At 62.5% G+C, this 19,021-nt stretch carries 17 protein-coding genes; 7 read left to right on the forward strand and 10 right to left on the reverse strand.

Annotated elements, in window-relative coordinates; all coding sequences use genetic code 11:
- From AC6EI8_RS14310 to AC6EI8_RS14325, 4 genes are all read right to left on the reverse strand, one after another.
- The coding region (locus AC6EI8_RS14310; protein WP_498382223.1) for a xanthine dehydrogenase family protein molybdopterin-binding subunit at positions 1-1,626 on the reverse strand (1,626 nt) is incomplete at its 3' end.
- Entirely contained in the window at positions 1,623-2,609 is a 987-nt protein-coding gene (locus AC6EI8_RS14315) for an FAD binding domain-containing protein (RefSeq protein ID WP_498382224.1), read from the reverse strand. The genes AC6EI8_RS14315 and AC6EI8_RS14310, both read right to left, overlap by 4 nt.
- 15 nt (positions 2,610-2,624) lie before the next feature.
- Positions 2,625-3,395 (reverse strand): (2Fe-2S)-binding protein, encoded by a 771-nt coding sequence (locus tag AC6EI8_RS14320; protein WP_498382225.1) that lies wholly within the window; start codon positions 3,393-3,395, stop codon positions 2,625-2,627.
- Between the two features lie 612 nt (positions 3,396-4,007).
- Positions 4,008-4,163 (reverse strand): hypothetical protein, encoded by a 156-nt coding sequence (locus AC6EI8_RS14325; protein ID WP_498382226.1) that lies wholly within the window; start codon positions 4,161-4,163, stop codon positions 4,008-4,010.
- A 460-nt stretch (positions 4,164-4,623) separates the two neighbouring features.
- Between AC6EI8_RS14325 and AC6EI8_RS14330 the strand changes: the two genes are divergently transcribed.
- The 3 genes from AC6EI8_RS14330 to AC6EI8_RS14340 are packed head-to-tail and all read left to right on the forward strand — an operon-like array spanning position 4,624 to position 9,061.
- Positions 4,624-5,670: a DNA-methyltransferase gene (locus AC6EI8_RS14330; RefSeq protein WP_498382227.1), complete on the forward strand. Its 1,047-nt coding sequence runs from the start codon at positions 4,624-4,626 to the stop codon at positions 5,668-5,670.
- 11 nt (positions 5,671-5,681) lie between these two features.
- Positions 5,682-7,706 carry an ATP-binding protein gene (locus AC6EI8_RS14335; RefSeq protein ID WP_498382228.1) on the forward strand — a complete coding sequence of 675 codons (2,025 nt, stop codon included), beginning with the start codon at positions 5,682-5,684 and terminating at the stop codon, positions 7,704-7,706.
- An 11-nt stretch (positions 7,707-7,717) separates the two neighbouring features.
- Entirely contained in the window at positions 7,718-9,061 is a 1,344-nt protein-coding gene (locus AC6EI8_RS14340; protein ID WP_498382229.1) for a hypothetical protein, read from the forward strand.
- A gap of 145 nt (positions 9,062-9,206) precedes the next feature.
- Here AC6EI8_RS14340 and AC6EI8_RS14345 read toward each other — a convergent pair whose 3' ends face one another.
- Entirely contained in the window at positions 9,207-10,634 is a 1,428-nt protein-coding gene (locus AC6EI8_RS14345; RefSeq protein WP_149316440.1) for an NAD-dependent succinate-semialdehyde dehydrogenase, read from the reverse strand.
- Between the two features lie 408 nt (positions 10,635-11,042).
- Here AC6EI8_RS14345 and AC6EI8_RS14350 point away from each other — a divergent pair, with 408 nt between their 5' ends.
- The 3 genes from AC6EI8_RS14350 (at position 11,043) to AC6EI8_RS14360 (ending at position 13,397) form a co-directional block, all read left to right on the forward strand.
- Entirely contained in the window at positions 11,043-11,504 is a 462-nt protein-coding gene (locus AC6EI8_RS14350; RefSeq protein WP_149316548.1) for a tripartite tricarboxylate transporter TctB family protein, read from the forward strand.
- Between the two features lie 11 nt (positions 11,505-11,515).
- On the forward strand, positions 11,516-13,018 hold the full coding sequence (locus AC6EI8_RS14355) for a tripartite tricarboxylate transporter permease (RefSeq protein ID WP_149316439.1): 1,503 nt from the start codon (positions 11,516-11,518) through the stop codon (positions 13,016-13,018).
- An 82-nt stretch (positions 13,019-13,100) separates the two neighbouring features.
- On the forward strand, positions 13,101-13,397 hold the full coding sequence (locus tag AC6EI8_RS14360) for a helix-turn-helix transcriptional regulator (protein WP_023264200.1): 297 nt from the start codon (positions 13,101-13,103) through the stop codon (positions 13,395-13,397).
- Between the two features lie 50 nt (positions 13,398-13,447).
- On the opposite strand, the gene AC6EI8_RS14365 is transcribed toward AC6EI8_RS14360, so the two are convergent.
- A complete protein-coding gene (locus AC6EI8_RS14365; RefSeq protein ID WP_498382230.1) occupies positions 13,448-14,242 on the reverse strand; it encodes a DUF4397 domain-containing protein in 795 nt (264 codons plus the stop codon).
- Between the two features lie 396 nt (positions 14,243-14,638).
- Positions 14,639-14,794: a hypothetical protein gene (locus AC6EI8_RS14370; protein WP_262484812.1), complete on the reverse strand. Its 156-nt coding sequence runs from the start codon at positions 14,792-14,794 to the stop codon at positions 14,639-14,641.
- Here AC6EI8_RS14370 and AC6EI8_RS14375 point away from each other — a divergent pair.
- Positions 14,787-16,034 carry a bifunctional diguanylate cyclase/phosphodiesterase gene (locus AC6EI8_RS14375; RefSeq protein WP_262484811.1) on the forward strand — a complete coding sequence of 416 codons (1,248 nt, stop codon included), beginning with the start codon at positions 14,787-14,789 and terminating at the stop codon, positions 16,032-16,034. The genes AC6EI8_RS14370 and AC6EI8_RS14375 overlap by 8 nt on opposite strands.
- Before the next feature lie 182 nt (positions 16,035-16,216).
- Here the strand turns inward: AC6EI8_RS14375 and AC6EI8_RS14380 are convergent, their stop codons facing one another.
- From AC6EI8_RS14380 to AC6EI8_RS14390, 3 genes are all read right to left on the reverse strand, one after another.
- A complete protein-coding gene (locus tag AC6EI8_RS14380) occupies positions 16,217-17,395 on the reverse strand; it encodes an ABC transporter substrate-binding protein (RefSeq protein WP_149316436.1) in 1,179 nt (392 codons plus the stop codon).
- A 140-nt stretch (positions 17,396-17,535) separates the two neighbouring features.
- Positions 17,536-18,243 (reverse strand): ABC transporter ATP-binding protein, encoded by a 708-nt coding sequence (locus AC6EI8_RS14385; RefSeq protein ID WP_149316435.1) that lies wholly within the window; start codon positions 18,241-18,243, stop codon positions 17,536-17,538.
- A complete protein-coding gene (locus AC6EI8_RS14390; protein WP_498382231.1) occupies positions 18,230-18,994 on the reverse strand; it encodes an ABC transporter ATP-binding protein in 765 nt (254 codons plus the stop codon). Before AC6EI8_RS14390 ends, AC6EI8_RS14385 begins: the two co-directional genes overlap by 14 nt.
- Between the last annotated feature and the right edge of the window lie 27 nt (positions 18,995-19,021).

The following is a 19,021-nucleotide window of genomic DNA, read 5'->3' on the forward strand; positions in this document are numbered from 1 at the left end:
CGTCTGCGAGCCGCCGGCGATCGGCGCATCGGGGAACGCGGTGTCGCCGAGTTCGAAGCGAATCCGCGCGGCCGGCAACCCCAGCGCCTGCGCCGCGACCTGCGTCATCACGGTATAGGTGCCGGTGCCCAGGTCGTGCGTCGCGCAGCGGATGCACGCGCTGCCATCCGCCTCGATCATGGCGGTGGCGGTGGCCGCCTGCCGCATCGCCGGATAGGTCGCGGTGGCGACGCCCATGCCGACCAGCCTGCCATCGGCGCGCATGCTGCGCGGCGCCGGGTCGTGTTGCCACCAGCCGAACCGTTCCGCGCCGAGACGGAAGCACTCGCTCATGCGCCGGCTGGAGAAGGGCAGGTTCTGGCTCAGGTCGATCTCGGTATCGTTGCGCACCCGCAGGTCCACCGGATCGACCTTCAGCGCATGGGCCAGTTCGTCGAGCGCCGATTCCAGCGCGAAGCTGCCGCTGGCGTCGCCGGGCGCGCGCATGAAGGTCGGCGTGCCGATATGCAGCTTGACCAGCCGATGGCTGGTATGGACCGTGGGGCTGCCATAGAGCAGGCGCGTCATCATCGCGGCGGGTTCGACCCAGTCCTCCAGGTACGAGGTCGCCGTCACCACGTCGTGGCGCAAGCCGGTCAGCGTGCCATCGGCGCGCGCGGCGGCCAGCACGCGCTGCTCGGTCGGCGGCCTCGCACCGGCGGGGCCGAAGAGCTGCGGCCGCTCCACCGCGAGCTTGACGGGGCGGCCCAGCGCGCGCGCGGCCATTGCGGCCAGCACCACGTGCGACCACACCGAACCCTTGCCGCCGAAGCCGCCGCCGACGAAGGGGCAGATCACGCGGACCTTGTCGGCCGGAATGCCCAAGGTCTTGGCCACGGTCTTGCGCACGCCGAGGACGTATTGCGTGGCGTCGTACAGCGTCAGCGTGTCGCCGTCCCAGGCCGCGATGGTGGCGTGCGGCTCCATCGCGTTGTGGTGCTGCATCGGCGTGGTGTAGGTCGCATCGATCGTGGTTGCGGCCTCGCGCAGCGCGGCATCGAGGTCGCCGCGCGCGGTGTCGGCCGATTCGTTCTTGACCTTGCGCGGTTCGTAGGCCCGTGCCTTGGCCTCGGGGAAGTCGAGCGTGGCCGGCTGCTCGCGGTAGGCGATGCGAAGATGGCGCGCGGCCTCGCGGGCCTGGTCCAGCGTATCGGCCACCACCAGCGCGATCGGCTGGTTGTTGTAGCGCACGCTGGTGTCCTGCAGCAGGTTCATCACGCGGCCGGCGGGCATCTCGCCCGCGGCCGCCTTGCCGTTCTCGGGCAGGCGCGGCGCGTTGAACGGGGTCATCACCAGGCGCACGCCGGCCATCCGTTCGGCCGCGCCGGCGTCGATCGATGCCACCTCGCCGGCGGCGATGGTGCTGGTCACCAGCATCGCCTGCAGTACGTCAGGCAGCCGGTGGTCCGCGGTGTAGTGCGCGCGGCCGGTGACCTTCAGCACGCCGTCGACGCGGTCGAGATGGTGGCGGGCGAGGTTGGGCGCGTTCCCGGGCGCGTTCCCGGGCGCGTTCCCGGGCGCGTTCTCCGGCGCATTCTCGGACATGCTCTCGGCAAGGTTGCCCGTAGGGTTCTCGTGCGAGCTCATCGCATGCCTCCTGCGATGGACAGCGCGCGAATCACCGCGCGCTGCGCCAGTTCGACCTTGAACGCGTTGCCGGGATAGGGCTGCGCGCCCTGCACCGACCGCGCGGCGGCACGGCGCAGCGCGGCGTCGTCCAGCGCTTGATCGCGCAGCGCTTGCTCGGCCGCCTGCGCGCGCCATGGCTTGTGCGCGACGCCGCCCAGCACGATGCGCGCCGCTCGCACCGTGCCGCCGTCCAGCTGCAGCGCGGCGGCGACCGATACCAGCGCAAATGCATAGCTGGCGCGATCACGCACCTTCAGATAGTGGCAATGGCCGCCCCAGCGCGACGGCGGCAGTTCCACCGCCACGATCAGCTCGCCGGGCTCCAGGTTGGTATCGCGCTCCGGCGTGTCGCCGGGCAGGCGGTGAAAGTCCTCCATCGGAATGCGCCGTTCGCCCTCCGCGCTGCGCACGACCACCGTCGCGTCCAGCGCCAGCAATGCCACGCATAGATCGGACGGATGCGTCGCGATGCAATGCTCGCTCGCGCCGAGGATCGCATGCTGGCGCTGCACGCCGTCGCGCGCGGGGCAGCCCGAGCCGGGATCGCGCTTGTTGCAGGCGTCGAAGCCGATGTCGTAGAAGTAGTGGCAGCGCGTGCGCTGCATCAGGTTGCCGCCGATCGTCGCCATGTTGCGCAACTGCGGCGAGGCGCCGGCCAGCAGCGCGGCCTGCAGCAGCGGATAGTGCGTGCGAATCAACGGATGGTCGGCGGCATCGGCATTGCCGGCCATCGCGCCGATGCGGACGCCGCCATCCGGCAGGGCATCGATGCCGGCGAGCGGCAGCCGGCCGACATCGACCAGCCGCTGCGGCCGTTCGACGCCGGCCTTGATCAGGTCGAGCAGATTGGTGCCGCCGGCGACGAAGCGCGCGCCGGGCTGTTTGCCGAGCTGCAGCGCCGTGTCGAGGCTGTCGGCGCGGTCGTAGTCGAATGGATGCATGGCCGCGGCTCCGGCTCAGCGCGGCTCGGTGTCGCGATCGGCGGTGCGATCGCAGGCGTGGTCGCAGGCGTGGTCGGCAGCGTGATCGGCGGCGCGGTCCGCATCGTCGCCGGCATCCTGCTGCGCTACGCTGCGAATCGCGGCGACGATATTCGGGTACGCGCCGCAGCGGCACAGGTTGCCGCTCATGCGCTCGCGGATCTCGGCGTCGGTCAGCGCCGCCGCTGCGTGCGCCGAATGCACTGAATGCGCAGAGTGTCCCGATTGCCCCGTTTGCGCCGATTGCCTCGATTGCCCCAATTGCTCCGAGTGCCGCGATTGGCCCGGCGGTGTCGCCGCGCTGGCCCGGCCGGCGCGCGCCTCCGCCAGCATCGCCACCGCCGAGCAGATCTGCCCCGGCGTGCAATAGCCGCACTGCAGCGCATCATGCGCGACGAAGGCGGCCTGCATCGGATGCAGGCGCTCGCCGTCGGCCAGCCCTTCGATGGTGGTGATGTCGCGGTCTTCCTGCATCACCGCCAGCGTCAGGCAGGCATTGATGCGGCGGCCATCGATCAGCACCGTGCAGGCGCCGCACTGGCCGCGGTCGCAGCCCTTCTTGGTGCCGGTCAGGCCCAGTTGCTCGCGCAGCGCGTCGAGCAGCGTGGTGCGGGGCTCGACCGTCACGACATGCAGCGCGCCGTTGACGCGCAGTTCGATGGTGCGGGCCGGTGCGCAGGCCGGGTCCGGGGCGGGTGCCGCCGGTGGGGCCGGCGCGCTGGCCGGCTCGGAATGCGTCAGGGACATGGAATCCTGCTTGGACCGACGCCGTCGCGCGGTCTGGTGGAAAACCCGTTGTCCTGCAAATTCGGTGCCCAGCTTGCGGACATCCGTCAGCGTGCGAGCAAGCGTTGTAATGCAGCCGCGCAGAGATGTCGAGTGACGCAAGCCTTTGTAGGATTTTCACCCGAACCTGCGGAAGACCGGACTATCGTGCACGGCAGGAAATCGACATTTCAGCATCTGGACCGGCTTAAATGCCCCGGACTGCGAGTAGCCCGCCTTTAGCTCGGTGATGCAGAGCTTGTTACCGGTCGACGGAAAAGTACGCGTGCGCCGTTGACGAGGTAAAGCCAATGTGCCTCAGTACCGGAGCTGATGTCGATCAACGCGCCTGCAGTACCAGGTCACCGAATTCCATATGCCTTGCGTCGGCGACTGCCTCACGGTGAGCCGCCACCCCATCGTTGTGATTGAGGTTGCACAGGGAGAGGGCGCGCTGTTCAGTTGCCTGACTGTCGCTTTGCTTTCCGCGACCGCTCTATGTCGGTCATGGGTGCAAAATGCCCCGATGCTACTGGCCTACTGTAATTGATAAAGTGCCGGTACGCCGAAGCTGTCATTACCCCGCCACCTGTCTCACGGGAACAGCACGGTACACGTCAGGATATCAAGGGTCGTCGCCTCAAAGGAGTGCTCACTTTTAGTGTCGCGGCGCAGCGTCTTAATTATGAATTTCGGCTTCGCGATGGCGACAACGATGTCGCCATGTTTGTTGAGAGAGTCGTTGTCCACTACGGCGTCCCGGGTCGAGTAGGCCGCCGTTGCCCATGGAATAGCCTAGGATACGGCCGAGCACCGTTCAGTTCGTCGATCAGGCCGTCTCGACGGTGATGAGGTCGATGGTGTCCCCGGTGTCGGGAGCGCAGCCACCGCCTACGCAGTATTGAGAGCTCGCCATGAACATCCAGCAGGGGAGGGCGCTCTGTCCTTCAGGCCTGTCAAGGAATTGCCGGCATCGACCATGCGTCTGATAGGTCTAATCAAGCCGCACGCCGACGGAAGCCCTTCATCAATTCTCCATTCAGAAATGGGCCCACAATCCGGTGCTAAAATACTGCGAGCCCTTTCAAAGCAGCAATGTCCTAGAAGCGCTGGGTATAGGCTTGGTATGGTACCGGAGAACTGCAGCTCCGCTTGGCTGGACAAACATGCAGTCCTTGCTGTGTTTCCAATTTGATCACTCTTCTTCACAATGAAGTCAGCGCAAACGCCTTTAAAAATAGCGAAGGTGTCGAAACATTCGGTTAAGCCAGACAAGCCTTTGACTCTTCCCAACATCCAATCAAAGTCATTTGAAACGCATGGCGGCGCCTACTACATAGGCGACTCACTTGCACTCCTTCAATCCCGTGAATTCAGTAAGCTAAAGGGTAAAGTACAGTTAATCGTTACCTCCCCACCTTATCCACTGAACAGGAAGAAGAGTTACGGGAACCTGAACGGAGAAGCGTACCTGAAATGGTTTGAATCGCTGGCCACCAATCTTTCCGACTTACTTGCCGACGATGGGTCTATCGTCGTAGAACTCGGAAATAGTTGGGAACCAGGTCGACCGGTACAGAGTTTGATGGCACTCGAAGCACTGTTAGCCTTCACAAAAGCTCCCGGAGCGGGCCTACGGCTCATACAGGAATTTGTTTGCTACAACCCCTCCCGCCTTCCGAGTCCGGCCCAATGGGTAACGGTAAATCGAATCAGAACCGTCGACAGCTACACGCACGTTTGGTGGTTGGCCAAGAGCGACTTCCCGAAGGCTGACAATTCGAAAGTCCTGCGTCCTTACAGTCCCTCAATGAAAAAGCTGCTCAAGCGCGGCAGCTACAACGCAGGCAAGCGTCCGTCCGAGCACAGCATCAGCAAAACGACGTTCTTAAACGATAAAGGCGGTGCCATCGCCCATAATTTTATCGAGCTTGAGCAAATGGACGAAGACCGCGAGGTACGACTGCCAAACGCGTTCTCGTTCTCCAATGCAGCGTCGAATGATCACTACCACCGTGCTTGCAAAGAAAGAAATATTAGGCCGCATCCAGCCCGCATGCCATTAGGGCTGGCGTCGTTCTTCATCGAATTCCTGACGGACCCGGGTGATTTAGTGTTGGATCCCTTTGGTGGCAGCAACACAACTGGTTTTGCAGCAGCTGTGGCCGAACGACGATGGGTGGCTATAGAAGCGCAAGAGAGCTACGCAGAGCATGCAAAGCTCCGTTTTCTTGACCCAATTCTTAACAGCAATTAGAAAAAAATAAGATGAGCCTAAGCGACCAGATTGCATTTGTTGACTTTTTTAAGCGGGCGGGAGAAAAGGCTGACTGGCAATGGGACACTGGAGCCTTCGTCGGCCGTCCTTTTAAGCTGCATTACAGCGAAGCCTTCGTGCTGATGGCGGATGCGTGGAAAGAACGCGCAAAGGGCGTTCCTCAAGGTTGCTTTCTCCTTGCGTACTATGACTGCGATCCCGAGAAAACCGACCTCCAAGAAGCTATTTTGCTTCGCGTCATCGAGCCTGCCGACCTGCCAACCGACAGGGACGTTGTGAGCTCGATGGTTGAATATTACAAAGAAAATATCAAGACTGGCGGCACGAAGCAAAGCCAGCTTGATCAATATACACGGCACGAGTTTGGATTCAGTGGGGTGCGTTGTTCGGTCCTTGGTTGCTTCTACCTGCAAGATGGGAAACTAAAGTTTGGCGCGGACGTAGAGAATTTCTACAGCGCGCACAACTACTCGGTAATAAAACCCGCTGAAGACTTACTGCGTAACATCGTCAATTACCGCCCCGAAGGATTCGCAGGCGGTGAAGGCGATGTGCGCATTGGGCGTGTTCGGTATAGTTCAAGCCAACGATTCACCCAGGCGGAGGCCGAAGATGTGCCGCTTTACGTTAAAGCGACGGACTTCGCTGGAAAGCGCACAGGATTGTTTGGCATGACTCGTACTGGTAAATCCAACACTATCAAGAAGGTCATTCAGGCAAACGAAGAGATGAGCGGGAAGGCTACACTAGTGCTTGGCACGAGTAGAGAGTCTGCCGATGAGGTCTTGCAGCCTTTCACTGCTGCGGGGTTGCCAAAATATCCGGTCGGTCAGATCATCTTTGATATTAATGGCGAATATGCGAACGCCAACTTGCAAGATGCTGGGACCGCGATTTTTGATTTGTACAAGGAGAAAACCGAGCGTTATTCAATTGTCGAAAAACCAGGCTTCAAGGTTATGAAAGTAAATTTCTATAATGAAATTGAAGCCGGATTTGAGCTTGTCAAAGCGTTTCCTCGAATCGCAGACGATTCGTCGCGATTCATGGCCAACTTTCGAAGCGTAATGCTCGAAAAGCCAGATGATTACGCAACAAATCGTTCGGCCAAGGAGCGTTACGACCGCAGGCTCGCGGTTTACCATTGCATACTCTATCGCGCGAAGTTTTCGCCGCCGGCTAGCTTCAAGGTAACTTTCTCGGCAAACGAAGAAGTGCGAAAGACAGTGGACCCGTCTATCGACCTGAGTAGAGGTCTCACGTTGGAGCAGGCGTGCGATTGGTGGGACAACCTTTGGAAGGTCTACGAATCGGCTCCCGTATTTGCGGACTACAAGAATAGGAAGAAGAGGGAGTGGGCGGATGATGATCTCAAAGCTCTGCTCGTAATGCTTACGAGATGCCGGTCGTCAGGCGGTACCCCTGACTGCTCGGGCTACAATGTTCTTCGTGAAATCGCTAGGCAGCATACGGACAAGTCACAGAACCCCTTTGAGGATGAAATCTTACAAGCGCTCCGGGCGGGGAAGATTGTCATTGCCGACCTCTCAAGCGGCGATGAAGAGCTCCAACGTATGTATTCCGAGCGCATCACGCGGCACGTCTTCCGCGATAGCATGCACCGCTTCACGAGCGCGCTGCCCAATAACTTCATCCAGTTCTACTTCGAGGAAGCGCACAACCTCTTTCCGAAGAAGGAGGACCGTGATTTCTCACAAATCTATAACCGCCTTGCAAAAGAGGGTGCAAAGCTGCAACTCGGTCTTGTCTACGCGACCCAGGAGCTTAGTTCCATCAGTGGCAATATTCTGAAGAATACCCAGAATTGGGTCATTTCTCATTTGAATAACGATGATGAGATTCGGGAGCTAAGGAAGTACTACGATTTCAGCGATTTCAGTGATAGCCTCGTGCGCTTTAGTCAGGATACCGATAAGGGCTTTGCTCGAGTAAAAACCTACAGCAATGCTTTTGTGGTTCCGGTGCAAATTGATAAGTTTACCGGACGAAAATGAAAGGCTGAATTATGGCTTATTCGACTGACGGTTACAAACCATACGAGCGGGCAAGCAAATCCTCCCATCACCATATTATTAACGATGAAGTGGTGAAGGAAGCAATAAGCGGCTTACATGTTCCGCCGAACACGGAAAAAAGATCAGTGGCGGAAATGGTTGTGCCGTTTGTTCCCGTGCTGGACTCATCGATTAGGCACTTCATCGCGATCGATGGTGGGTACACTGAAGTACCAATTCGTGTGGGTTTCCCGTCGGCAAGCTTGCATTTCTTCCAATTTGGGGCGTTGCATTTTAGGCGCGAGGCGTTGAAAGGCCTTGAGAAGCTAATGCATGTTTCTCCTGAAGATATGCAAGTGCTTCGCAATATTAATCGCGTAAAGTTGGCGTTACCAACTCGTGGCGCTCGCAGAAGAAATTGCGAATCGTTGAAAGAATCGATACGGTATGTGCTGTACGACTTTCTTTGCAAGCAGACGCTCGGCGAACAGAATTCACTGATGGATACGCTCGCATGGTTCGTGTTTCGCCGATACAAAGGCAATGCGCGTACTGTTGGAGAGCGTCAGTGGTCTATTGCGAGTCATCCGTGTGGCTTGGAGGGTGGATTTGTTTTTGATGAAATCCAGATGACAAATGACTTTAGATTCTCGTCTGGTGAAGCTGAGCTGTACTTGTCGGATGTTTTTAGACTCCACGAGCTCATCGAAGAAGAAGCCGGAGCTGCAGGCATCGTCGGTTACGTTGCGGGAATCGTCGAACACTTGCTACTACTGCACGTGATAAAGAATCTTGCCTCGAAAGCTCCTCTTTTGTTGAAAACAGTGTTGTTCATCATGGATAGGCCTACAGGGTGGTTTGGTGTTACCGCCCTTTTGCATAAGGCCATGGTGGAGCTATCGAACTGGTTATTCGACACACATGGGTTGTTCTTGGCAGGCTTGGAGAAAAGCGGAGCCTTTGTTGAGCATGCCAGAGAAATTCAGGAGCTTATCCCGGCCGGGAGTGTAGTTCTACTGAACGACAGCTACATCTACGCGCATATCTCCCCAGGACAGGAGGACCCGAAGAATCCCTACGCATATACTTCGTATTATGGACATAAGGTTATCTTCAAGTCCCGTGCAGGGCAGATGTATGTGGTCTCCATGCCCGTGCGGGCTCTGAAGAAGTCACCTACTGCAGCCGACATTCCGAATCTGATGGAAGTGCTCACGCATGTGGAAGACCTTCATTGCGACATGTATGAGAATGCGTTGCTACCTGTGGCGCTGGCGAACAAATTAGTGAGCCTTTCGGCTCATCCGAGTACACAAATTCTCAAAAGTTTCGCTCAAGCGAATATTGCATGCTGAGACCTGATTTAGAGAAAGAGCGAAGCGGCCGCAGCGATTTTCCGTTTATAACCACGCGCCAATAAAAAGGCCTTCCTCGCACGGGAAGGCCTTCCATGGAGTCGTCGCCACGGCGAGGCGATTCGCCGCCGGCTACCGCCTTTAATTACACCTGCGTGATGAATTTGGTCACCAGATAGCCGTCGAAGGTCTCCATGCCGCCTTCGCTGCCGATGCCGGAGTCCTTGATGCCGCCGAAGGGCGTTTCGGCCAGCGCCATGCCGAAATGGTTGATGTTGACCATCCCGGCCTCGAGACCGTTCGAGACCAGCGTCGCGGTCTTCAGCGAGTTGGTGAAGACATACGAGGCCAGGCCGTAGGGCAGGCTGTTCGCGCGCCGCAGCGCTTCCTCGGCGTCCTTGAAGCGCGTCACCGGCGCCACCGGGCCGAACGGTTCGTCGACCATCAGCTTCGCGTCGTCCGGCAGGTCGGTGACCACCGTGGGCGCGAAGAAATAGCCCTTGCTGCCGATGCGCGCGCCGCCGGCGACGACCTTGCCGCCGCGATGGCTGGCGTCGTCCAGGAACTGCTCCATCGACGCGATGCGGCGCTCATGCGCGAGCGGCCCCATCTGCGTGCCGTCCTCCAGGCCGTCCCCGACCTTGATCGAGCCCATCACCTCGGTGAAGCGGGCCAGGAAGCGATCGTAGGCTTTCTCCTGGACGTAGAAGCGGGTCGGCGACACGCAGACCTGGCCGGCGTTGCGGATCTTGAAGCGGGCCAGCATCTCGGCGGCCGGCTCGATATCGGCGTCGTCGAACACCAGCACCGGCGAATGCCCGCCAAGTTCCATCGTCACGCGTTTCATGTGTGCGCCGGCCAGCGCGGCCAGCTGCTTGCCGACCGGCACCGAGCCGGTGAACGAGATCTTGCGCACGATCGGCGATTCGATCAGATAGGTCGAGACCTCGCTCGGCACGCCCCAGACGATGTTCAGCACGCCCGGCGGCAGGCCGGCATCGTGGAACAGCTGGGCCAGCGCGACCACCGCGCTCGGCGAATCCTCCGGGCCCTTCAGGATCAGCGTGCAGCCCGCGCCGAGCGCCGACACGATCTTGCGGATCGCCTGGTTGAAGGGGAAGTTCCACGGCGTGAAGGCCGCGCAGACGCCGATCGGCTCGCGCACGACGATCTGCCGCACGTTCGGATTGCGCGGCGGAATCACGCGGCCATAGATGCGGCGGCATTCCTCGGCGTGCCAGTCGGCGTGCTCGGCGCAGATCATCACTTCGGCGACTGCCTCGGCCAGCGGCTTGCCCTGGTCCAGCGTGATATTGCGGCCGATGTCCCTGGCGCGCTCGCGGGTCAGCTCGCCGACGCGGCGCAGGATCTTCGCGCGCTCCAGCGGCGAGGTCTTCTTCCAGCTGTCGAAGGCGCGCTGCGCGGCGGCCAGGGCGCGGTCCAGATCCGCGGTGCTGGCGTGCGGCAGTTTGCCGATCACCTCCTGCGTGGCGGGATTGATCACGTCCTGCTCGCGGCGCCCGCCGCCTTTGACGAACTCCCCATCGATATAAAGGGCGAGGTCCTGGTACATGGCTTCTCCTGTGTCCTGTGTCGTGAGTCCTGGGTCCGCTGTCGGGAACCGGGGCGTGTGCCACGCGGGCGCCCGGGGTTCCGAACCCGTTAGCTTACCGCGTCGGCCATCGCGGCGTGCGGCGACCCACGCAGCGACTCTCGCGACGACTCTCGCGACGATTCATGCCGCGGCCGGCACGACCGCGCTGCGCGTCTTCGATCGCGATTCCTTTCAACGAGCCTACATCTCGCTTTCACGTCCCTTTCAAAATGCATCACGTCATGATGCAAACGCAGATTCCTTGCCGTGGTTAACCCTGAAACCAGACAACTGAAAGGGCGCTGAAAGCACGCTTCTCTAACGTTGCATCCGCTTTCGGCACAGCGCTCGTGCCGTGCGGCTTTGCATTTAACGAGGAGAATCATGTTGCGCATACGCAGCCAAAAGGACTTCGCCTCCGGCCTGATGTTCGTGCTGGTCGGCCTAGGCTTTTCCTTTGTCGCTCGCGGCTATTCGATGGGGACGGCCGCGAAGATGGGTCCCGGATATTTCCCCTTCCTGCTCGGCCTGGTACTGGCCGCGCTCGGCGCGCTGGTGTTGCTCGGCTCGCTGTCGAGCAAGGGCGAGGAAGACCGGATGGAACGCTGGGACATCAAGATCCTGCTGTGGATCCTGGGTTCGGTGGTGCTGTTCGGCCTGTTGCTCAAGCCGCTCGGCATGGTGCTGTCGGTATTCGTGCTGGTGGTCGTGTCGTCGATGGCCAGTCATGAATTCAGCTGGAAGGGCGCGCTGCTCAACAGCGTGGTGCTGGTCCTGATCAGCCTCGGTGCCTTCGTCTACGGCATCAACCTGCAGATGCCGGTGTGGCCGGCGTTCATCACGGGCTAAGGAGCGCGCAGATGGAATTGCTTGAACATTTGACGCTCGGGTTTTCGACCGCGCTGTCGTTCCAGAACCTGGCCTACGCCTTCCTCGGCTGCCTGCTCGGCACGCTGATCGGCGTGCTGCCGGGCCTCGGCCCCCTCGCGACCATCGCGATGCTGCTGCCGATCACCTACACGCTGCCGCCGGTGGCCGCGCTGATCATGCTGGCCGGCATCTACTACGGTGCGCAGTACGGTGGCTCGACCACGGCAATCCTGGTCAACCTGCCCGGCGAATCGTCGTCGGTGGTGACCACCATCGACGGCTACCAGATGGCGCGGCGCGGCCGTGCCGGCGTGGCGCTGGCCACCGCCGGTATCGGATCGTTCTTCGCCGGCTGTGTGGCCACGCTGATCCTGGCGGCCTTCGCCGGTCCGCTGTCGGAACTGGCCTTCAAGTTCGGCCCCGCCGAGTACTTCTCGCTGATGGTGCTGGGCCTGATCGGTGCCGTGGTGCTGGCCTCTGGCTCGCTGGTCAAGGCGATCTCGATGATTGTGCTGGGCCTGCTGCTGGGCCTGGTCGGTACCGACGTGAACTCGGGCGCCGCGCGCTTCTCGTTCGACATCCCGGAACTGACGGACGGCATCGACTTCGTCGCGCTGGCCATGGGCATGTTCGGCTTCGCCGAGATCATCGCGAACCTGGAGCAGAAGGAAAACCGCGAGACCTTCACCGATCGCGTGACCAACCTGTTCCCGACGAAGGAAGACTTCAGGCGCATGATCCCGGCGGTGCTGCGCGGTACCGCGCTGGGCTCGGCGCTCGGTATCCTGCCGGGCGGCGGCGCGTCGCTGGCTTCGTTCGCGGCCTACACGCTGGAGAAGAAGTCGTCGAAGTACTCGCACGAGTTCGGCAAGGGCGCGATCGAAGGCGTGGCCGGTCCCGAATCCGCGAACAACGCGGCGGCGCAGACCTCGTTCATTCCGCTGCTGACGCTGGGCATTCCGCCCAACGCGGTGATGGCGCTGATGGTCGGCGCGATGACGATCCACAACATCCAGCCGGGTCCGCAGGTCATGACCAGCAACCCGCAGCTGTTCTGGGGCCTGATCGCCTCGATGTGGATCGGCAACCTGATGCTGATCATCCTGAACCTGCCGCTGATCGGCATCTGGGTCAAGCTGCTGACCGTGCCGTATCGCTTCCTGTACCCGGCGATCCTGGTGTTCTGCGGCATCGGCGTCTACTCGGTCAACAACCAGACCTTCGACGTCTTCATGGCCGCGGGCTTCGGCGTGGTGGGCTATCTGTTCCTGAAGCTCAAGTGCGAACCGGCGCCGCTGCTGCTCGGCTTCGTGCTCGGGCCGATGATGGAAGAGAACTTCCGCCGCACGCTGCTGCTCTCGCGTGGTGAGTTCTCGGTGTTCGTCACGCGTCCGCTGTCGATGGGCCTGCTGATCGCCGCCGCGGCGCTGGTGGCGGTGGTGGCGCTGCCCTCGATCAAGGCCAAGCGCGAAATCGCCTTCCAGGAGGAGTAGAGAAAAACCGGGCCGGCCGGCGCCCCGGAGCCATTCCGGGCGCGCCGACCGGCCCGGTCGTTTTGCGCATGTCTATCGTTGCATGAAAAGACCAACCATCGATAGTCTCGTTTCCCGGCTCTATATCCTGAAGTTCGTGCAGTCCAGCCCGGCCACGGTGCTCGCTCTCGTCGAGCGGCTGCGCGAACATGGCATCGAGAAGAACATCCGCTCGCTGCGCCCAATCCTGCGCAGCCTGCTGATCGCACGGGCGATCACCGCGGAACTGGTCGAAGGCAACGGCCGGGTCTACTCGATCACCGACAGTGGGCGCGAAGAGCTGGATGCCTACCTGTCCCATCTCGATGTGCTGCAAAACGAAATCGGCGGCGACCGTTGAGGCCGCCGCCGATTGTCGTTTGAGCGATCGGACTTTCTTGCCGAACCGCTTTACTGGCTGACCAGCTCGATCGCCGTCTGCGAGTCGTCGTTGGCCTTGGCCACCAGCACCTTGATGTTGTTCGGCACGGCCGACGCGATGCCATCGACCGGGATCGGCATGATCAGCCAGTCGGCGTTGTTGTCGATGGTGATCGCGCCCGAGCTGAAGATCACCTGCTTGGTGCCGGCCGGGGTGACGCGGATCTGGTAGTTGTTGCCGCCGTCGAACTCGTTGGAGTCCTGGCCCGAGGCCGGCACTGCCGACTTGTAGCCCACGTTGGCGAAGGTCGGGCTGACCGTATTGATGTCCACCGACGGGGCCGTCACGTAGATATCGACGTTCTGCGCGTTGAACGCGGCGTTGACCGCGCGCACCCGCGCCTTGGTCGACAGCAGTCCCTTCTCGTACGGATCGTCGATCACCAGCGTGTCGGCGCGGTCGTCGCCAGGCAGCGCCACGATGGTGTACTTGTGGCCGGTGGCCGCATCGACCTGGGCGCGGCCCACTTCGGTCTGCGTGCCCGCGGCGTTGAAGGTGAACAGGTGGTTGCCGTCGTCGACGTCCGAATAGCGGGCGACGAACTTGTACGGAATGTTCTGCAGGGACGTCTTGGCGCCGTTCTGGTAGACGTCGAGATTGAGCGTGGTCGGGATCGGAGGCACGGCGTGGATCACGCGTGTCTGCGGTTCGTTCAGGCCGAGACGGTCGTCGATGCCATCATCGCCGCCGCCGCATGCCGCGAGCATGGCGCTGGCCGCCACCATCAGTCCCAGTGCAATCCCGGATTTCGAGAACAGCTTCATGGATTTCCCCTTGCAGGTGAAATGAAAGCGAAGAAGTTACGGGGCCGACCGCGTAATGCCACGGGATGGCAAGGGTTGCCGACTGCGTTGGCATGGCATGGCCAACGCATCGCAACAGGCCTTGGTGTGGTCGGGGTCCGGCCGCGTGCCGTGATGGAACGATAGTGGTGGTCACGAGAGGCCGAAACGCTGCGCGCTCCGATATGGCTGTCGGAGGAATCCGACAGCCGATTGAATCACTCCGGCGAGCCCAAGCGCGGCAAGGCCTGGCGGCGGCGTTCTGCAGAGCGGAATGGGAGTGCGAGTAAAAACCGGGTTTGTCTATCGCCGTTTGCCATTGTTTTCACTCGTGAGGCCCCTCATCCTTCACCCCGCTTGATTTTTTCCAATTTTTCGTCACACTTGCCGGGATAGCTGACCGAGCACGATGTCGACAATCACAAACGGGGCGGGGAAAGTGGCCAGGTCGGAGGCGATGGCGGCTGGCGCGGTTCCGGCGGCGGACACCGATCCGTTGACCGGGGTAGCAAGCCGCCCATTCTTCTTGAGCAAGCTCGAAGCACGCCTGCAGAACGAGGCCGTGCCGCGCTGCGCATTGATCCTGCTCGGCATCGACGACTTCCGCGCCTTCAATGACATGCACGGTCATGGCGAAGGCGACCGCATCCTCCAGCAGATGGCCCGCCGGCTGCGCGACGCCTCGCCGCGCGATGCCGTGATCGGCCGCACCGGCGGCGACGAGTTCGCGGTGCTGCTGCCCTCGATCTACGATCCCACCTTGGTGCGCCACGTCAGCGCGGCGATCCTGTCGCTGCTGTCCGAGCCGTACGACTGCAATGGCCACCGCCACTATGTGCTGGCGAGCCTGGGCGCCTGCGTGATGCCGGCCGGCGGCGACAACGCCTCCGATGCGCTGGCCTCGGCCAGCCTGGCGCTGGCACGGGCCAAGCGCGACGGCGGCCGCACCATCCGTTTCTTCAAGGCGCAGATGCGCGCCGACGTCACCAGCCGGCTGTCGCTTGTGCAGGCACTGCGCGAAGCCTATGCGCAGCGGCAATTCGAGCTGCTGTACCAGCCGCAGGTCGACCTGCGCGACGGCCGCATCGTCGGGGCCGAGGCGCTGATGCGCTGGCGGCATCCGACCCAGGGCCTGCTGGCCCCGGCCGCGTTTATCGATGCGCTGGCCGCCAGCAGCGTCGCCGTCGACGTGGGCATGTGGCTGCTGCAGACCGCCTGCGCGCAGGCGCGTGCCTGGTCGCTGCAGTTCGAGCAGGCGCCGCGCGTGGCGATCAACCTGTTCGCCGCGCAACTGGCGGAAAGCCGCCTGCTGACCGAAGTCCGCCACGTGCTGCGCGAACTCGCGCTGGAGCCGAACCGGCTCGAACTGGAAATTACCGAGACCATCGCCCTGCAGCAGGGCGACGAGGTGTCCGGCCAGCTGCAGACGCTGCGCCGCGACGGCGTGACGCTGACCTGCGACGACTTTGGCACCGGCTATGCGTCGCTGAGCTTCCTGAAGACCTTCCCGGTCGACCGCATCAAGATCGACCAGTCCTTTATCCGCAACGTGACCCAGGACCCGGTCGATGCGGCCATCGTCCGCTCGGTGATCAATGTCGGCTCGAGCCTGCGCATCGGCGTGATCGCCGAAGGCGTCGAGACGGTGGAGCAGCGCGATTTCCTGCTGGCCAACGGCTGCCACGAGGTCCAGGGCTATCTGTATGGCAAGCCGATGCCGGCCGACCAGCTGACCGACCGGCTGTACGAGCAGCAGCGGCTGGCCAAGGACTGAAAGCGCGAGGACCGAACGGCCGGCGGACCGAATGGCTGGCCGACCGAATGGCCGGCGGCATGAACGTGCCGAGTCATCCCGATTCCGGACCGTAAAAAACGACGATCCCCGCCGCAGCGGGGATCGCAGGGAAGGGCCCCATCGCGGGCCCTTTCCTTTTTCCGCCTGCGCGGATCGCTTCCTTACTTCGCCAGCTCCGACAGCCGCACCTGGCTGATCTTGCCGCCCTGCACCCAGCCGACCACGGTATCGGCCATCGAACCGCCCTTGGCGTCGATGCCGTCGACCTCGTTCGGGTTGAGTTCCTTCGGCAGCGTCTTCATCGCGTCGGGCATCTTGGCGCGGATCGCCGTGGCGTCGCTGGTGGTACCGGCCAGCTTCATCGCATGGGCCAGCGCATGCACCATCGTGTAGTTCAGCGACATCTCGGTGGTGGCGTCCTTGCCGTCATGCAGCTTCTTGTACTTGGCGTTGAAGGCCTGCGCCGCCGGGCGGCTGTCGCTGTTGAGCGGCAGCACGCCGATCGAGCCCTCCAGCATGCCCAGGCCGTTGGTCACGCGCGCCATCTCGTCGAGCTTGGCCTGGTCCATCACGATGAAGCCGCCCTTGAAGCCGAGTTCGCGCGCCTGCTTGACGACCAGCGCGGTCGGCTCCGACGGGCCGCCGACGAACAGCACGTCCGGCTTGTCGGCGATCACGCGCGACACGCCGCTGTAGAAGTCGGTCGCCTTGGTATAGGACATCGGGTTGTTGCCGACCACCTTGCCGCCCGCCTTCTCCCAGGCCGGCACGAAGGCCTGCACCCACGCCTTTGCGTAGTCGTGGTCGGCCGGCACCAGCGCGACGTTCTTGCCGAAGCGCTTCATCTGCGCCTTGACGAAGGGCTCGATATAGCCGGTGTACGCCGGCGGGATCCGGATGGTCAGCTTGTTGCCGGCGTCGGTGATGCGCGGCACGCTCGAGTACGCCATCACCATGAACTTCTCTTGCTCGTTGAAGGCCTGCAGCGCGAAGATGCCGCCCGAGTGCGGCACGAACACGGCCGGCGTCTTGTGCTGCTGCACCAGGCGGCGCGCGTTGATCGCCGATTCGGCCGGCGCGTACTTGTCGTCGAGCGCGACCACTTCGAACTTGACCTTCTTGCCGCCGACCTCGACGCCGCTGGCGTTCAGTTCGTCGACCGCCATCTGGATGCCCGACAGCACGTTCTTGCCGTACAGCGCGGCGCCGCCGGACAGCGGGCCGGTATAGCCCAGCTTGACCACTTCCTGCGCGAAGGCCGCGCCGGAGGCCAGCAGGGCGGCCAGCGCGGTGGCGGCCAGCGGCAACAGCTTGCGGCGGGGTTTGGTGGCGTTCTGCATCTTCCGTCTCCTTAAACGATGAAAGTGCCATCGGGTCGTGGCCCGGATGGTCTTGGTTGAATCTCGATCCGCTTCGATTCAGTGTCTGGGTACCCGCTTTCGCGGGGGGCCGGCGGCTTCTGTCCTTCGTCCTGACGGCGTCACCCGCCGATATAGGCCCGCCGCACGCCTTCGTCATTGAGCAGCGAATCGCGATCGCCCTCCATCACGATGCGCCCGCCCTCGATCACGTAGCCGCGATGGGCAATGCCCAGCGCCGCATAGGCGTTCTGTTCGGCCAGCAGCACGGTGGTGCCGGCGCGGTTGATGCGCTGGATCACCTCGAACATCTGCTTGACCACCAGCGGCGCCAGCCCCAGCGACGGTTCGTCGAGCAGCAGCGCGCGCGGCCGGCCCATCAGGGCGCGGCCGAGTGCGACCATCTGCTGCTGGCCGCCCGACAGCGAGCCCGCCGGGTCGTCCTTCTTCTGCTGCAGGATCGGAAAGAGTTCGTAGACCTCTTCCAGCGAGCGCCTGATGCCGGCGCTGTCGCGGCGATGCACGTAGGCGCCCAGCGTCAGGTTCTTCTGCACGCTCATCGCGGGGAACAGCTTGCGGCCCTCGGGGCAGTGCACCAGGCCGGCCTGCACGATCTGCGACGGCTTCATGCCGGACAGCTCGCGACCGTCGAAGCGCATGCTGCCGCCGCTGGTCCGGTGGATGCCGCTCATCGCCAGGAAGATCGAGCTCTTGCCGGCGCCGTTCGCGCCGAGCAGCACGACCAGTTCACCCGCCTTGGCGTGCAGCGTGATGTTGTCGAGCGCGCGGAAGCTGCCGTAGGAAAGCGATACGCGTTCAAGCTGCAACATGGTCGGCTCCCAGATAGGCTTCGATGACCTGCGGATTGCGCTGGATTTCCGCCGGCGTGCCCTCGGCGATCTTCTCGCCGTAGTTCAGCACCATGATCTTGTCGGCGAGCCGCATGATCATGTCCATCTTGTGTTCGATCAGGCAGACCGTCTTGCCGTGCCGGACCATCTTGCGGATCAGTTCGGCCAGGCCCACGGTCTCCTCGGGGTTGACGCCGCCGGCCGGCTCGTCGAGCAGCAGCAGCTCGGGCCCGGTGGCCAGCGCCAGCGCAAAGGCGACGCGCTTGCGCTCCTCCTGCGTGATGTCGGCTGCCACTTCATGCGCGAGATGCGACAGCCCGACGAAGTCCAGCGCCTCCTCGGCCTTGTCGCGGCACAGCCGCTCTTCCTCGCGCAGCCGCCTGGTGTTGAACAGCACGTCGCGCAGGCCCGCATGGGTGCGCAGCCGATGGCCGACGATCAGGTTGTCGAGCACGGTGGCGCGATCGAACAGGGCGGTGGCCTGGAAGGTTCGGGCGATGCCCAGGCGCGCGATGCGGTCGGCCCGCATGCCGGCCACGTTGGTGCCCTTGAACAGCACCTCGCCGGAGCTTGGCGCATGGGTGCCGGCGACCAGGTTGAAGAAGGTCGTCTTGCCGGCGCCGTTGGGGCCGATGATGGCGTTGATATGGCCGGCCTCGAAGGTCACCGAGACATCGTTGACCGCGGTCAGCCCGCCGAATTTCTTGGTCAGGTTGCGGATCTCAAGCATGGTCGGCTCCGGCGGAAGCGGGGGCGG

The sequence above is a fragment of the Cupriavidus sp. R6-3 genome (assembly GCF_059772245.1).

Bases quoted from the DNA above. Each gene is read 5' to 3' on its own strand.
- AC6EI8_RS14315 (WP_498382224.1), bottom strand. From the start codon at position 2,609: ATGCATCCATTCGACTACGACCGCGCCGACAGCCTCGACACGGCGCTG.
- AC6EI8_RS14320 (WP_498382225.1), bottom strand. From the start codon at position 3,395: ATGTCCCTGACGCATTCCGAGCCGGCCAGCGCGCCGGCCCCACCGGCG.
- AC6EI8_RS14330 (WP_498382227.1), top strand. From the start codon at position 4,624: ATGAAGTCAGCGCAAACGCCTTTAAAAATAGCGAAGGTGTCGAAACAT.
- AC6EI8_RS14335 (WP_498382228.1), top strand. From the start codon at position 5,682: ATGAGCCTAAGCGACCAGATTGCATTTGTTGACTTTTTTAAGCGGGCG.
- AC6EI8_RS14340 (WP_498382229.1), top strand. From the start codon at position 7,718: ATGGCTTATTCGACTGACGGTTACAAACCATACGAGCGGGCAAGCAAA.
- AC6EI8_RS14345 (WP_149316440.1), bottom strand. From the start codon at position 10,634: ATGTACCAGGACCTCGCCCTTTATATCGATGGGGAGTTCGTCAAAGGC.
- AC6EI8_RS14355 (WP_149316439.1), top strand. From the start codon at position 11,516: ATGGAATTGCTTGAACATTTGACGCTCGGGTTTTCGACCGCGCTGTCG.
- AC6EI8_RS14360 (WP_023264200.1), top strand. From the start codon at position 13,101: ATGAAAAGACCAACCATCGATAGTCTCGTTTCCCGGCTCTATATCCTG.
- AC6EI8_RS14365 (WP_498382230.1), bottom strand. From the start codon at position 14,242: ATGAAGCTGTTCTCGAAATCCGGGATTGCACTGGGACTGATGGTGGCG.
- AC6EI8_RS14380 (WP_149316436.1), bottom strand. From the start codon at position 17,395: ATGCAGAACGCCACCAAACCCCGCCGCAAGCTGTTGCCGCTGGCCGCC.
- AC6EI8_RS14385 (WP_149316435.1), bottom strand. From the start codon at position 18,243: ATGTTGCAGCTTGAACGCGTATCGCTTTCCTACGGCAGCTTCCGCGCG.
- AC6EI8_RS14390 (WP_498382231.1), bottom strand. From the start codon at position 18,994: ATGCTTGAGATCCGCAACCTGACCAAGAAATTCGGCGGGCTGACCGCG.